The 14,054-nt window shown below is 61.1% G+C and carries 10 protein-coding genes; 6 read left to right on the forward strand and 4 right to left on the reverse strand.

Annotation, left to right across the window (positions count from 1 at the left end; genetic code table 11):
* Positions 1-119: 119 nt before the first annotated feature.
* Entirely contained in the window at positions 120-662 is a 543-nt protein-coding gene (locus ACZ1II_RS15300) for a type 1 glutamine amidotransferase domain-containing protein (RefSeq protein WP_465147209.1), read from the forward strand.
* A gap of 116 nt (positions 663-778) precedes the next feature.
* On the opposite strand, the gene ACZ1II_RS15305 is transcribed toward ACZ1II_RS15300, so the two are convergent.
* The 3 genes from ACZ1II_RS15305 to ACZ1II_RS15315 form a co-directional block, all read right to left on the reverse strand.
* On the reverse strand, positions 779-1,030 hold the full coding sequence (locus tag ACZ1II_RS15305; protein ID WP_465147210.1) for a hypothetical protein: 252 nt from the start codon (positions 1,028-1,030) through the stop codon (positions 779-781).
* A 62-nt stretch (positions 1,031-1,092) separates the two neighbouring features.
* Positions 1,093-1,275, reverse strand: a complete 183-nt coding sequence (locus tag ACZ1II_RS15310; RefSeq protein WP_465147211.1) for a hypothetical protein — start codon at positions 1,273-1,275, stop codon at positions 1,093-1,095.
* Positions 1,276-1,612: 337 nt separating this feature from the next.
* Positions 1,613-2,245, reverse strand: coding sequence for an outer membrane beta-barrel protein (locus ACZ1II_RS15315; RefSeq protein ID WP_465147212.1), 633 nt, complete (start codon positions 2,243-2,245; stop codon positions 1,613-1,615).
* Between the two features lie 337 nt (positions 2,246-2,582).
* Between ACZ1II_RS15315 and ACZ1II_RS15320 the strand changes: the two genes are divergently transcribed.
* Positions 2,583-3,122 (forward strand): lipocalin family protein, encoded by a 540-nt coding sequence (locus tag ACZ1II_RS15320; RefSeq protein ID WP_465147213.1) that lies wholly within the window; start codon positions 2,583-2,585, stop codon positions 3,120-3,122.
* Positions 3,123-3,286: 164 nt separating this feature from the next.
* Here the strand turns inward: ACZ1II_RS15320 and ACZ1II_RS15325 are convergent, their stop codons facing one another.
* Positions 3,287-6,091, reverse strand: a complete 2,805-nt coding sequence (locus ACZ1II_RS15325) for a PAS domain-containing hybrid sensor histidine kinase/response regulator (protein WP_465147214.1) — start codon at positions 6,089-6,091, stop codon at positions 3,287-3,289.
* Positions 6,092-6,861: 770 nt separating this feature from the next.
* Between ACZ1II_RS15325 and ACZ1II_RS15330 the strand changes: the two genes are divergently transcribed.
* From ACZ1II_RS15330 to ACZ1II_RS15345, 4 genes are all read left to right on the forward strand, one after another.
* The gene (locus ACZ1II_RS15330) at positions 6,862-7,422 is read left to right on the forward strand and encodes a PAS domain-containing protein (RefSeq protein ID WP_465147215.1); all 561 of its coding nucleotides are present in this window, start codon (positions 6,862-6,864) and stop codon (positions 7,420-7,422) included.
* A gap of 77 nt (positions 7,423-7,499) precedes the next feature.
* Positions 7,500-10,841 carry a CheR family methyltransferase gene (locus ACZ1II_RS15335; protein WP_465147309.1) on the forward strand — a complete coding sequence of 1,114 codons (3,342 nt, stop codon included), beginning with the start codon at positions 7,500-7,502 and terminating at the stop codon, positions 10,839-10,841.
* A gap of 5 nt (positions 10,842-10,846) precedes the next feature.
* The gene (locus ACZ1II_RS15340; RefSeq protein ID WP_465147216.1) at positions 10,847-11,197 is read left to right on the forward strand and encodes a response regulator; all 351 of its coding nucleotides are present in this window, start codon (positions 10,847-10,849) and stop codon (positions 11,195-11,197) included.
* 117 nt (positions 11,198-11,314) lie between these two features.
* Entirely contained in the window at positions 11,315-13,813 is a 2,499-nt protein-coding gene (locus ACZ1II_RS15345; protein ID WP_465147217.1) for an ATP-binding protein, read from the forward strand.
* Positions 13,814-14,054 lie beyond the last annotated feature (241 nt).

Below are 14,054 nucleotides of genomic sequence, written 5' to 3' on the forward strand. Positions count from 1 at the left end.
TCAGTCGCAAATCGGCAGGATCGAACGGTGAAGCAGGTGGTTGAAACAGGGTCTGCCACACCGCCTTTTTGCAAAATCTTGCAGGGAGTTCCGGTGTATTCATTACCCCAGGAGATGTCATGTCCCTTGAAAATCGCTCGATCGCCCTGCTCATCGCGCCGCGCGGGACCGAGGAACCCGAATTCGTGAAGCCCAAGGAAGCGTTGGAACAGGCCGGTGCACTTGTTACCGTCATTGGCTTGGACAGCGGGATTGCACAGACGAACAACAATGATCTCGATCCTGGCGGAAGCTATGTCGTCGACAAGAGTTTTTCGGACGTGTCTGCCGACGAGTTTGACGGCCTCGTGATACCCGGCGGCTGCGTAGGTGCCGATAAGCTTCGCGGCAGCGAGGCAGCGGTAGCATTCGTGCGCGCCTTCTTCCGGGCCGGTAAACCCGTAGGCGCGATCTGTCATGCTCCCTGGCTGCTTGTGGAAGCCGGCGTGCTGGATGGCCTGACCGTCACTTCCTTCCCTACTGTCAGAACCGACATCGAGAATGCCGGAGGCAACTGGTTCGACGAAGAAGTCGTCGTCGATCAACGGCTTGTCACCAGCCGCACTCCGGACGACCTCCCCGCCTTCTGCGCAAAGCTCATCGAGGAGTTCGCGGCGAAGTAGGCAAGATGGCTGTCGGGGCGAGCCTGCGCTTTGTTAAATCGAGGAGGCTCGCATCGATCGTGCGGGTGCGCCGGGGATCAAGCCCGTCAAGGTATCCGATCCAAGGTTATATGGAATTAGCAAGCCGCTTGACGGCTTGCTTCCGCCTTCTTGCTTTGCGTGATCAACGGATTTTCCTGGCGCCCCATGGTCCAGTTCTTCCCGAGGCGAACGGTCGCATTCGGGGCGCACCAGATTTCGCCTGAGCTGTCGAGCGCAGTGACCCAGATGAGATTGTGCTCCTGGCCGTAGTCGATCATTCCAATCGCGTAGCCATCGCCTTTTCCTACCACGTGTAGGGGAATTGTGGGATTGAGCTGAGTGAACATTCAGCACCTCTGCATCACAGCAAAAGGGCCGGTGCACAGCTGTGCACCGGCTCCTATTCGGTTTACTTGGGTTTGCCGGTTCCCGGCTCGGAGGTCTTCGGCGACTTGCCGTCCTCGATCCGGCCTTCATTTCGGAGGTCGCGGCCTTCCTGTGCCTTGCGCTGCGCTTCCGGCGACTTGCCGTGCTCGTTCAGCTCTTCCTTGATGAAGCCTGCAGCTTCCTTCATCTCGCCCTTGATACTCATCGACCTCTCCTCTGAAACATCGTCACGATGACGTGTGACAGATCATAAAGGCACGAGATGGAATATGGCTCCTAAGTACAAAAGTGGCCATTTTGCGGGAGTTTCGCTCGAAACCGAAGCAACGAAATTACTCTTCCGTCAGAAACTGGTCCATCATTCTACGACGCCTCCGCGCTCAATCCCGGCGCTGCCGGAATACCACCGGATCCAGGCACGAAACGCGGGCATGCAGATGGTCACGGTCACGCTCAAGACATCCAACGCCCGCAGATAAAATTGCGGGGCAGGCATCCGATGGATGCCCGCCCCGCATTGCCTCGGATGGCAGTGAGTTCTCTTACTTGAAGCGAACGCCGATACCGGCCATCAGGCGCTGGCGTGCCGAATTGCCGTGATAGTTCGAATAGACGTACTGAGCGTTAACATAGACCGGCGCGCGGCTATCCGGGGTCAGGGTATATTCGGCGCCGCCGCCGACCTGGTAGCCGTCTGCGCGATAATGATCGTAGACCAGAGTTTCGCCAGCCGGGCCGACAAGGCGCTTGCGCTGCTCTCCGTTCACGTAACCGGCCTTGCCGAATACGAGGAACTGCGGACTGACGAGGTAGCCAGCGCGCACCGCTGCACCCCACTCCTCGAAGGCCTTGTGATTCATGGTGTAGCCGCCGCCGAGATCGGTCGAATTCTCATTGCCGCTGCCGGGCTTCCAGAAGCTGCCCTCGGCACCGATCACAAAACGTTCACCGATGGTGCCATCGAAACCAACTGTGCCGCCGAAGCCGAACTTGTTGTTGTGGTTGCCTTCGGACTGGAAGCGGTCGCCTCCGATATTTCCTTCAACGCGGATACCGCGAAATGACGTACCGTTAGGCGCTACCTCAGCGCTGCCGGTGTCCTGTGCAAACGCGGGCTGTGCCGAGAGGCCGGTGGCCGCGGCCAGCATCGCGAGAGTGAGCATCCTGGACTTCATGTAACTTCCTTTTCTTCATCGATCGTAGGGGAGACCTGTTCGCACCCGTCGAAATGCAAACCCCCGCCGGAAAAGGAAGGTTTCCGAAAACCTTTCCGGAAAGCGGCTTTAGCGACGATCATGTGACGAATATGACACAGCGCCCAGGCGGCACCTCAAAGGAAACGCCGCTTGCGCATTACCCGCGCAAAAGTTGATGGGACCCGCAGCTCCAGCGCATCTCATCCCCTCGTCGCAGATTACCGCGCGGTTCAATCAGCCAGACGATTACCTGATGCCGGCACTGAAACCGGATCGGGTCTCGTCGCTTACCACGGCTGCAATCACAGGAGCCGTTATGCGCAAATCTACGATCGCCCTTGGTCTGGTCGGCACCACGTTTGTGCTGGGCGCCTGCAGCCTAATTCCGCGCCCCGGTCCTGTCGGAAACAATGCGGTTCCGCCGCCTGCGAAGCCGATCGACATCGAAAGGTACATGGGCCGCTGGTATGAGCAGTTTCGTTACGAGACTTCGTTCCAAAACGACATGGACGGCGTCATGGCCGAGTATTCACTCAGCAACGACGGAACCGTAAGAGTCGTTAATCGCGGTCTTCGGAACGGCAATTGGAAGCAATCGGTCGGCAAGGCCAAGATCGTTGATTCAGCCAGCAAGGCCAAATTGAAGGTTTCCTTCTTTGGACCATTCTACGGCAATTACTGGATCCTCGATCATGGCGAGGAATACGAATGGTCGATCGTCGGCGAGCCCTCGGGGCGCTACCTGTGGGTTCTCACACGCGAACCCCGACCCGGCACCGAGCTGCTTGAAGAACTGAAATCGCGGGTGGAAGCATTGGGATACGATTGGGCACTGGTTCGCAAGACGCAGCAATAGGTAGGGCAAACCGCGCCCGTCGGCTTCACCTGTCACCGAGAAGAGACCGGCGGGCGCGCCTTTCCCGCGACAATGCGCTATTGCATGTTTACAAGACCCGGCGGGATACCTTCCTTTGGAGCGCCACAAAGCCTCGTCGATATTCTGATGTCCGCCGATTTCATCTAGCCTGCGCCATCCAGGATCGCGCGCAGTTTGACAGCAAGCTGATCGACGGTGAACGGCTTGGCGATCAGTTCGACGGCTGCATCCGCTCTACCGTTGTGAACGGCTGCATCCCGTGTGTAGCCGCTGGTGTAGAGAACTTTAAGATCGGGCCGCCGCCGAAGCGCTTCTTCTGCAAGCTTGCGCCCGTTGATATCGGGCATGACGATGTCGGTGAACAGCAAAGCGATCTCGGGTTCAGCATCAAGCAGCCGCAATGCCGCAAGAGCGCCGTCCGCCTCCACGACACGGTAACCCAGGTCGATCAGCGCCTCGACACTGATTTGCCGAACCGCGGCCTCGTCATCGACGACCAAGATGACTTCCTGCCGCCCGCCGAGGCCTGGGCCCTGCGAGGGCCGAGCAGCAGCGTCGCCGTCATTGCCCATGAAACGGGGTAGATAGAGCTTGAGCACCGTGCCCTTCCCGGGTGCCGACCGAAGTTTCACATACCCTCCGGACTGCCTGACGAAGCCATAGACCTGGCTAAGTCCCAGACCAGTACCCTTGCCGACCTGCTTCGTCGTGAAAAAGGGATCGAATGCCTTGGCGGCCACGTCCTCCGACATGCCAACTCCCGTATCCGAAACAGTAATCACGACATATTGCCCTGCCGGAATCCCGGAATCTGCTGTGCCCTCCCATTTGGCAAGATCCAGATTCCTGGTCTCGATGATAAGGCCTCCCCCATCGGGCATCGCGTCGCGGGCATTCACCGCGAGATTGAGAATCGTATTTTCCAGCTGGTTGCGATCGGCATGGGTGCGCCAGAGACCGCCAGCCAGCACGGTTTCCAAGCGTATGTCAGCACCGAGCGAATGACGAAGCAGCTCCGACATGCCGGGGACGAGCTTGTTCGCATCGATGACTTCGGGATTGAGCGGCTGCTGCCGGGCGAAGGCCAAGAGACGCTGTGTCAGTGCCGCAGCGCGCTGCGCCCCTTCAGCGGCAGCATCGATATAGCGCCTGATCTTGGCATCGCCGGTGTCAACGCGGCGACTGAGTAAATCCAGCGAACCTATCACCACCGCAAGCATGTTATTGAAGTCGTGAGCGATCCCTCCGGTGAGTTGCCCCACCGCCTCCATCTTGCGGGACTGCCTCAGCGCATCCTCGGCTGCCGTTCGCTCGGCTACCTCTGCTGCTACACGTGCCTCCAGCGTTTCGTTGAGTTCACGCAGGCTTGCCTCGGTCCGCTTGAGCTCGGTAATATCAACGACCGTGCCGATGAAATGAATGGGTTCGTTCTCATCGGTAAAGATAGAGCGGCCCCTCGCCGCGACCCAGCGCTCGATACCGTCTTCGATACCGATCGTGCGGTATTCGATATGGTACTGACGGGTGCCGCCGGGAGAAATCGCTGCTGCAACTGCCGCTTCGGTCGCAGCCCGGTCGGCTGGATGGAGACCGCGAAGGAAGCTGCCCTCGTAAGTTACCGCCGCTTTCGGGGAAAGGCCGAATAGGGCCTTCGTGCGCGCATCCCAGCGCAATTCTCCGGAGCGAAGATCAAGGTCCCAGGTGCCGACCGCTGCTGCTTCCGCTGCAAGTCTTGCACGTTCCTCACTTTGCCGAACTGCGGCTTCGCGCACGCGTCGCTCGGTAAGGTCCTGCATGGCACCGATCATGCGCATTGGCTTGCCGTCGTCCGAGCGCAGTAGAAACCCCCGGTCGAGAACATCCGCATAGGCCCCGTCGCCGCATCTGAACCGATACTCGGATGTCCATGCCGTCCCTACCCCGTCGATTGCGGCATGAATTTCCTGGTCCACACGCTCGCGGTCGTCGGGATGGATATGATCGAGCCACCACTGCGCGGTGGTTGCGGTATGGGCATGACCGTAGCGTCTTTCCAGCGCCTCGTTCCAGACGACGTGACCGTCGGAAATCCGCCAGTCCCATACGGCATCGTTGGTCGCCCGCGCCGCCAGCCGGTAACGCTCTTCGGTCTCGCGCAGTTCGGCTTCGGTGGCCCGGCGGTCGGTGATGTCTACAGAAGAGCCGATGAGGCCGACAACTTGCCCGCTCTCGTCGCAGAACGGCGCTTTGGTCGAAAGCCAGATCGCCATCCGGCCGTCCGGATAGGAGACCTGTTCTTCGATCATGGTCACCTCGCCGCCGGCCATGATCGCCGCATCGCGCTCCATGACCCCGGCTGCTTCGACCGAGTTGCCAAGGGTCTCGAGGTCGGTCTTGCCGATGATGTCCGCAATCGGCCTGCCCACCAACTGGGCCGTGCCGCGATTGGCGACCATCATGCGGCCTAGTCGATCCTTGGCGTATACTACGCCGGGCACGGCCTCGATGAATGCCTCGAGCAGACGCATGGCCCTGTCCCGCTCCTCCATGAGGCTATGGCGTTCATTGATGTCGATGAGCACTCCGGGAAAGGTCACGGTCCCGCTGGCTGTGTCCTTGTCGACCCTGCCATTGGCCTCGATCCAGTGCCAGGTTCCATCGCGTCTCTGAACCCGGTAATGATGCGCGTAGGCCCCGCCGCGGGCGATCACCTCGGCGATTGCGGCGGACAGGCCTTCCTTGTCGTCGGGATGCACCGTGGCGACGATCTGTTCGAGACTGAGGCCGGAGCGGCCAAGCGCCGGATCGATGCCGAAGGCATCGGCAAATTGTTCGTCCACCGTAAAGTTGTCCGCAGTCACGTCCCAGAACCAGGTTCCCACGATCGCGCCTGCGGCAAGCGCGAGACGGACGCGTTCGGTATCGGACAGGCCCTCCACACCCGGTTCGGCACTTTCGGAAGGGCTCATGCGGCTATCGCCTGCATGCTCGTCGAAATCATATGGCCCTGTCCTGTCGGGGCGTGGGCCAGCGGAAAGTGTGAAAATGTGCACGCGATGACCATTTGTACTGCTCCACCCACCAGAGATCCAAGACGCACGAACGCTCTGCCGGGCGAAAGCGTTGCCTCGGACCCAGAGTGTAGACGCTTTTTAGGGCCTTTTCGGGATCATCCCGGCGGCTCGTGCGTATCTTCTGCTCCATTCGCAGCGCCGCCGCGCATACGATCACCATCAAGCGGACCGTTCATCGATGAAAGCTGAAATCAGGGACCTGTCAGACCAAATCGCCCGCGTCCAGATTGTGGTCCCCACGCACCATCAGGCGTTCTCATATCAGATTTTCGCAAGCCCGGCGCTTGCTCGGCACCTTGCAGCCCTGCCCGGCCTGCCGATTTCCGTTATATGCCGGACTGACAATCCTGCGCCCGGCTTCGCAATTCCCCAATCCGACACCGATTGATCGCGGATGGACGTCATTCTCTTGAATTCGACCGACCCGCATCGGTTTTCCGAAATTGGCAACCCCTGCATGCGGGCGCCGTCCGGTTTCGAAAATGATCTCCGCAACGGTCCTATCGCTGCCCGCGTGCCCGCCGGTTTGGCCCGTAAGCCCGGCGGCAGATTGCGCCCCCGCCTCCGGGCTTCAACGCGAGAAGCTTGGTCCCGAAGTCCCGCCTTCAGCTTGCAGCCGGTCGAGTTCGCGTCTGTGCGAACGCTTTTCCGCCAGGAGTATCGATGTGCCCGATCGCGACGTGCCTGACGAACTCCTCGCCTTCTTCGCGGACTCGCCGGTGGCCCTCGCGCTAGGTGAGCCCGGGGGCGACAACGCGCTTATCCTGGTAAACGGCCGGTTCACGGATCTCACCGGGTACGGACAGGAGGATCTGGCCGGTCGCAATTGCCGCCTGCTTCAAGGCAAGGCCCAGGATCATCAGGCTCGCGCCCGTTTGCGTTCCTTCCTGCGCGAAGATGCCGCACCCAACGTGCGCACGCCGATCCTCAATTTCCGCAAGGATGGAATGCCCTTCGTAAACCTGCTGTACATGTCGCGCCTACGCAATCTCGCTGGCAGGACGCACTTCATTTTCGCCTCCCAGTTCGACGTCAGCCGGGCACAGCCCGAACGACTGAAAGCTTATGACGCCGAGCTTGGAGAAGCGCTATCCCGGCTCGGACCGGTCGCTGCCGAAAGCGGGATCATCGTCGAGGGAACTCTGACCACCATCGCCAATTCCGCCGCCCTGATTGCCCAGGCCAAGCTGACCCTTGCCAATCTCGATGCCAGTTCGATCCTGTGATCGGCAATAATCCCCATGCGAGTGTCCCGGTCGTCGGCATCGGCGCGTCGGCTGGCGGCCTCGAGGCGCTGCGTGAAATGCTCGGTGCCGCGCGCCTGCCAACAGGAATGGCCTTCGTCGTGGTTCAGCATCTCGATCCCAACTACGAGAGCATGCTTGCGGAGCTCCTGGACCGCGCCACGACGTTGGATGTCTTACAGTGCGAGGGCGGTGAAGAGCTTTGTCCGGACACGGTCTACATCATCCCGCCGGGCCGAGGACTTGCCTTGCAGGATGGACGTCTGGAGCTGACCGATTTTGCCCAGCCGCGCGGACTCCGGCGGCCGATCGACGACTTCTTCATCTCTCTGGCCACAGAGAAGCAGACCGAAGCTGCCTGCGTCATTCTTTCTGGCACCGGTGCCGATGGCTCGACCGGCCTGCGCGCAATCAAGGAACATGGCGGCGTCTGTGTTGTCCAGAGCCCCGATAGTGCCAGGTACGACGGTATGCCGGTTTCTGCCGTCGGAACCGGTCTTGTCGATTACGTCAAGGAGCCCAGCGAAATTCTCGATTGCCTCGGCGCCTTTTTTCAGCGCCGCCAGGGTGGGCCGCACCGACAGGAGGCCGAACTGGTTGCCGACCGCGTTGACGAGCTGTGCTCCATCCTGCGCAAGACCGTCGGTCACGACTTCTCCGGCTACAAGCGTTCGACTTTTGTGCGGCGGGTGGAGAGGCGCATGCATGTCCTGAACATCGAATCGGCAAGCGGCTACCTCCGATACGTGCGCTCCGACACTGCCGAGTGCGAGGCATTGTTCCGCGACCTTCTCATCAATGTCACCCGCTTCTTCCGCGATCCCGAGATGTTCGGCGCTCTTCGCGATAAAGTGGTCGAGCCGCTGGTTCGCAGCCGCACCTTCGACGAGGAAGTGCGGGTTTGGGTGCCGGGATGTTCGAGCGGCGAGGAAGCTTACAGCATCGCCATGCTGTTCGCCGAAGCGGCGCGGGACTTGGGCCTCTTCAATCCGGTGCAGATTTTCGCAACCGACATCGACGAGCAGATGCTGCAGATCGCCCGCGAGGGTGTCTACCCCGCCTCCGCGCTGGCCGACATCCCCTCCCCGATGCGCGAACGCTGGACGGTCCCGCGCGGCGACAAGTTCGCGATCTCCAGCCAGATCCGCGATCTGATCCGCTTCTCCAATCATTCGATAGTCAAAGACCCGCCATTTTCGCGCATCGATCTTGTGTCTTGCCGAAACCTGCTGATCTACTTCGACGACCGTCTGCAGCAGGCGGTTATGCCGATCCTTCACTACGCGGTCCGACAGGGAGGCTATCTGTTCCTGGGACCTTCGGAGAGTCTCGGCCGCTTCGACCACCTGTTTCCCGCGATCGACCATCATTCGCGCATCTTCGAGCGAGGTCCGGGAAACCCCAGTTATCCTCTCGAATTGCCCGGAGGAGAACGGGGAACACACCGTCGCCGTGGAGACACCACCGAGCGTGACAGCCGGCGCAAGCAAGGCGAGACAGGCATTTCCGTCCAGCGCCTCGTGGACCGGTACTCACCACCAGCCATGGTTCTGAGCCAGGACGGAGCTGTCCTGGCCGCTTATGGCAAGCTGAGCCGCTACTTCGATTTTCCAGTGTCCCGGACCGGCGGCTCCAATGCCATTTCGCTCGCCAAGCCGGGCCTTCGTGACATCATCGGTCCGCTGGTCCGCCAGGCTCGCGATGAGCGCAAGCGCGTGGTGGCCCGCGATGTGGACGTGCGCTCGGACTACGGCACCCAGCCGGTAGAGGCGATCTGCGAGCCCTTGCCGGACGGAACGCTGCTGCTGGTGCTGCGCGATCGGGGAGCCTTTCTGCCGTTCGACGGTCCGGAGTACACCGAGATCGAAAGCGGCGATGACCACATGGAAGCGCTCGAAGAGGAATTGCGCCTCACGCGGCACAAACTGCGCACCGCGGTGGAGGAGCTGGAAACAGCCAACGAGGAACTGAAAAGCTCCAACGAAGAAATGATGTCGATGAACGAGGAGCTCCAGTCGACCAACGAGGAGTTGTCCACGGTAAACGACGAGCTCAAGAGCAAGGTTGATCAGCTTACTGTCGCCAACTCCGATCTGCGAAACTTCTTCGAATCGACCGAGCTTGCGGTCATCGTTCTTGACGGCGCATTGCGTATCCGCAGCTTTACCGAGGCAGCGACGAGCATATTTCCGCTTCAGCAGACCGATCGGGGACGCCTTCTCGCCGATGTCGCGACGCGCCTCGATGACGGCAGCTATCTCGACGAGGCCCAGCAAGTCGCCGAGAGCGGAGAAGCGCTGCACCGGCGCGTGCGAACCCGCGACGGAAGCCGGACCTTGTCGCTGCGCATTTTGCCTTACCGCACGCAGTACGGGACGATCGACGGCGCGACGCTGGTACTGACAGACATCACCGTGGCGCTCCTGATGGAAGGTGATCTCGCGGCCGAGCGTGAGCGGCTCGATCTTGCCGTCCGCTCCGGCGGGATCGGCATATGGGAATATCGGCCCGACGAGGACGAGGTCATTCTGGACGCCGCTAGCCGAACACTCCTTTCACTGGCGCCGGATGAAGAACTCGGGCTTGAAGACGTGCTGGAGCGTGTTCATCCCGGCGATCGCATGGCGACCGAGAACAACATTACTCATGCTCTCGACAATGGCAGTGATCTGGAGATGGCCTTTCGCGTTTCCGATCCCGGCTCTCCCGACAATGTTTATCGCCATCTCAAGGCCTATGGCCGCCTGATCGGCTCCCGCCCGCGCCGCCTGGTCGGTGCAGCGATCGACACGACTGCGGAATATACCTTGGCCGAGACGCGCGGCCTCATGCTGCGAGAGATGAACCACCGGGTCAAAAACCTGTTTGCCGTCGTCAGCGGGATGATCGCTGCTGCCGCAAGGTCGCACGACGACGTGCGCAGTTACAGCGAAGATCTGCGCGAACGCATTGCTGCGCTCGGCCGCGCACATTCGCTTGCAGCGCCGTCGGGCGGCGAGGAACAGGCGATCTCGCTGCGCGCACTCGTCGAAACGACTACTGCGGCTTATGCCGGACGCTCGGAGATCCAAGTCGAGGGGCCGGAAGTTGCCATCGATCGAAGCTGCCTGTCGTCTCTGGCGCTCATCTTGCACGAATGGACGACCAATGCCGCCAAATACGGCGTTCTGGGCCCGCGCTCAGGAACTCTTTGTGTTCGGTGGACTTTAGGCGCCGAGGGAATCGAACTGGTGTGGGACGAAGTTGGTGCCGATAAGCTTGAAGTGGCCGAAGGGTCGGGTTTTGGAACGCTGCTCGTCACAACCTCGGTTCGCCAGCTTGGCGCCTCGGTATCCCACATGGTCCATGAAGGGCATTTCAGCCTTCGACTGCAACTTCCCGGCAGCGTAAGCGCGCGATGAGTGACATGGTTCTGATCGTTGAAGATGAATTGTTCGTGGTGCTCGACCTGGAAGATCTCGTGGCCGAGGAAGGGCTCGGAATATCCGCGCATTGCGGCACTGTTGCCGCCGCGATGAAGGCGATAGAGCGCCAGCGTCCGCGCTGTGCTATCCTCGATGTCCGGCTGCCGGACGGCGAAGTATTTCCCGCCGCCGACAGGATGCGCGAGATGAATGTGCCGATGATCTTTCATTCCGGCCACGCCGACCAAGGGGCGTTGCGCTCACGTTACCCCGACGCACAGATATGCCCTAAACCCAGTTCCCCCTCGCAACTGCGCAGCGCCCTTCGCAAAGCGGTAACCGGGACCGCGTGAACTGTCTCTCGCTCCGGTAGTTCCGGGGTCTGGAAAGTTGGTCTATGCAGGCCGGACGATCGGGCGGACAGGAACTGTATCGCCGGCACCTTCGAACCGCTGTCAGGATTTTGCTTCATGTCCACCGCGCCGATTATCGGTCACCCGGCGCCTTCAGGCGATCTTTCCTTTCTGAACGGTGGCGGCGTTGCCGACCTGATCCTGGCGGCGGACTGGTCGGGCTCGCCGCTTGGCCCGGTCGAGCTGTGGCCCCGGTCCCTCACCTGTGCGCTTTCGATTGTCCTGCGCGCGCAAGTGCCCATGGCGCTGCTGTGGGGCGCGGAAGGTGTCATGCTTTACAATGAGGCCTTTTCGCGTTTTGCAGGCGAATATCATCCCGCAGCGCTGGGCTCTGCGGCAGGTGTTGCCTGGCCTGAAATGGCTTTCATTTGGGAGACAGCCATCACCGCCGGCCTCGCAGGAGACACGATGCATTGCCGCGAGCGGGAAATGACAATGCTGCGCGGCGGTGCGCCGGAAACGGCTTGGGCCGATCTCGATTTCTCCCCTGTGCCCGGCGACATGGGGGCGCCCGAGGGCGTTCTGTGTATTCTAACCGATGCCACGCAGCGCGTGGCGGCGGAGCGGCGCAGCGAATTTCTGCTTTCCCTGTCCGATGACCTGAGGTCGCTCAAGACACCGGCCGAAATAACCGATCTGGCGGCCCGGCGGATCGGCGAACTGCTCGGCGCGAGCCGGGTATTCTATGCCGAGATCACGAGCAGCGGCATGATGACCGTGGAGCGCGATTATGCGCGCAGCGTCGGCTCCATTGCAGGCGTTCATTCGCTCGCATCCTTCGGTCCGGACCTGCTGGCCGCCTACAGAAACGCCGCACCGGTAGTTGTGCGCAATGTCGGTGCGGACGAAAGACTGAGCGAGCCGGCACGATCCGGTCTTTCAGCGCGGGAAGTCGGCGCCTTCATCGACGTCGTCCTGTTTGAGGAAGAGCAATGGGTCGGCCTGCTTGCCGTGCAGAATGCTGCGCCGCGCAACTGGACTGCGGCCGAGGAAACACTCGTCCAGGAAGTGGGGGAAAGGGTCAAGGCAGCCATCGAACGTGCCCGCGCAGAGCGCGATCGCCTCTGGGATCTGTCACAGGATCTGCTGGCCCGGGCAGACGCGGCGGGCATGATGTCGGCGGTCAATCCGGCCTGGACGCAGGTTCTGGGCTGGAGCGAGAATGACTTGCTCACACGGGGATATGCAGGCTTCATGCATCCTGATGACCGGGCGGCTTCGCTTGAGGCAATCGCGTTGATGGCACGGTCGCATCGGCCCACGCGTTTCGAGAACCGCGTAGCCGTGCAGGAAGGCGGCTGGAAGAGCATCGAATGGACGGCGGCGCCCGAACCCGATGGTCTCAACTTCGTGGCGGTCGGCCGCGATCTTACCGAAGCCAAAGCGCGCGAGAGCGAGCTGGAAACTGCGCGCGAGGCCCTGCGGCAGAGCCAGAAGATGGAGGCAATCGGGCAGTTGATGGGCGGCATCGCGCACGACTTCAACAACATGCTCACGGGCATCATCGGCGGTCTTGACCTCGTTCAGCGCAATATCGCATCCGGCCGGCTTGACCGGGTGGATCGCTTTATCGATGCCGCCAATACGTCCGCCCAGCGTGCTGCGGCGTTGACCTCGCGCCTGCTGGCGTTCGGGCGGCGACAATCGCTCGATCTGCAAGTCATCGACGTCAACGCGCTGGTGACGGGCATGAGCGAGCTGTTGGTCCGAACGCTCGGCGAACAGACGGTGCTGGAGACCCATCTTTGCGAAGGCCTGTGGATGGCCTCGACCGACAGCAACCAGCTTGAAAGCGCCCTGCTCAATCTCTGCATAAATGCCCGGGACGCGATGCCCGGCGGCGGCAAACTCACCGTAGAAACCGGCCATGTTCATCTCGACGAGCGCTACACCCGCGACCATCCAGACGTGGCTCCGGGCGAATACGTGGTTCTGAGCGTGAGCGATACCGGCATCGGCATGGCACCCTCCACCGTCGATAAGGCCTTCGAGCCGTTCTTCACGACGAAGCCGGTCGGTCAGGGCACGGGTCTTGGACTTTCCATGATCTACGGATTTGCGCGCCAGTCGGGCGGCCATGCGCGTATCTACAGCGAGGTCGGGCTTGGCACGACCGTCAAACTCTTCCTTCCACGCGCCGAGGGCCGTGCGTCGACGGATTTGCAAAGCGCGAGCGACTATCCGGCCGGGTTCGGCGAAACCGTGATGATCGTCGAGGACGATCCGTCGGTGCGAATGTTCGTGACCGAAGTGCTACGCGAGATCGGCTACAGGACGATCGAGGCGACTGATGCCCAGACCGCTATTCCCCTGCTGCAGGCGACGGGGACGATCGACTTGCTGGTCACGGACGTCGGGCTCCCTGGCCTCAATGGTCGTCAATTGGCGGAGATCGCGCGCGAAACCCGGCCCGGACTGAAAATCCTTTTCATCACTGGCTATGCCCAGAATGCCACGATCCGTTCGGGATTTCTCGACGAAGGCATGGAGATGTTGACCAAGCCGTTTTCCGTGGAAGCGTTGGCAATCAAGATCAGGGATATGGTCGGCGACTGAAGGTCGCCGCCTAAGTCTCTTCAGACGAGGCCCTGCTGTCTTGTCTGGATCCGGTTGCCCGCTCGCTTGACGAATGATCCTGGTACCGCTTCCTCGAATTAAAAAACGACCCCGCGTTTCACTGGAGGAAAACGTGGGGCCAGAGGAGGTAAATCGCACGTCAAGGCTCCTCCATGAGGGTAGAAGAGCCGCGACAGCTGTAGAGCCCTCGAAGCCGGCTGATGTTTCGCGCTTTTTAGAA

Source organism: Novosphingobium sp. BL-S-20 (genome assembly GCF_055521635.1).

What these genes read in the sequence shown, in the direction of transcription:
- ACZ1II_RS15300 (WP_465147209.1), top strand. Translation starts at nt 120, where the DNA reads ATGTCCCTTGAAAATCGCTCGATCGCCCTGCTCATCGCGCCGCGCGGG.
- ACZ1II_RS15305 (WP_465147210.1), bottom strand. Translation starts at nt 1,030, where the DNA reads ATGTTCACTCAGCTCAATCCCACAATTCCCCTACACGTGGTAGGAAAA.
- ACZ1II_RS15310 (WP_465147211.1), bottom strand. Translation starts at nt 1,275, where the DNA reads ATGAGTATCAAGGGCGAGATGAAGGAAGCTGCAGGCTTCATCAAGGAA.
- ACZ1II_RS15315 (WP_465147212.1), bottom strand. Translation starts at nt 2,245, where the DNA reads ATGAAGTCCAGGATGCTCACTCTCGCGATGCTGGCCGCGGCCACCGGC.
- ACZ1II_RS15320 (WP_465147213.1), top strand. Translation starts at nt 2,583, where the DNA reads ATGCGCAAATCTACGATCGCCCTTGGTCTGGTCGGCACCACGTTTGTG.
- ACZ1II_RS15325 (WP_465147214.1), bottom strand. Translation starts at nt 6,091, where the DNA reads ATGAGCCCTTCCGAAAGTGCCGAACCGGGTGTGGAGGGCCTGTCCGAT.
- ACZ1II_RS15335 (WP_465147309.1), top strand. Translation starts at nt 7,500, where the DNA reads ATGCTCGGTGCCGCGCGCCTGCCAACAGGAATGGCCTTCGTCGTGGTT.
- ACZ1II_RS15340 (WP_465147216.1), top strand. Translation starts at nt 10,847, where the DNA reads ATGGTTCTGATCGTTGAAGATGAATTGTTCGTGGTGCTCGACCTGGAA.
- ACZ1II_RS15345 (WP_465147217.1), top strand. Translation starts at nt 11,315, where the DNA reads ATGTCCACCGCGCCGATTATCGGTCACCCGGCGCCTTCAGGCGATCTT.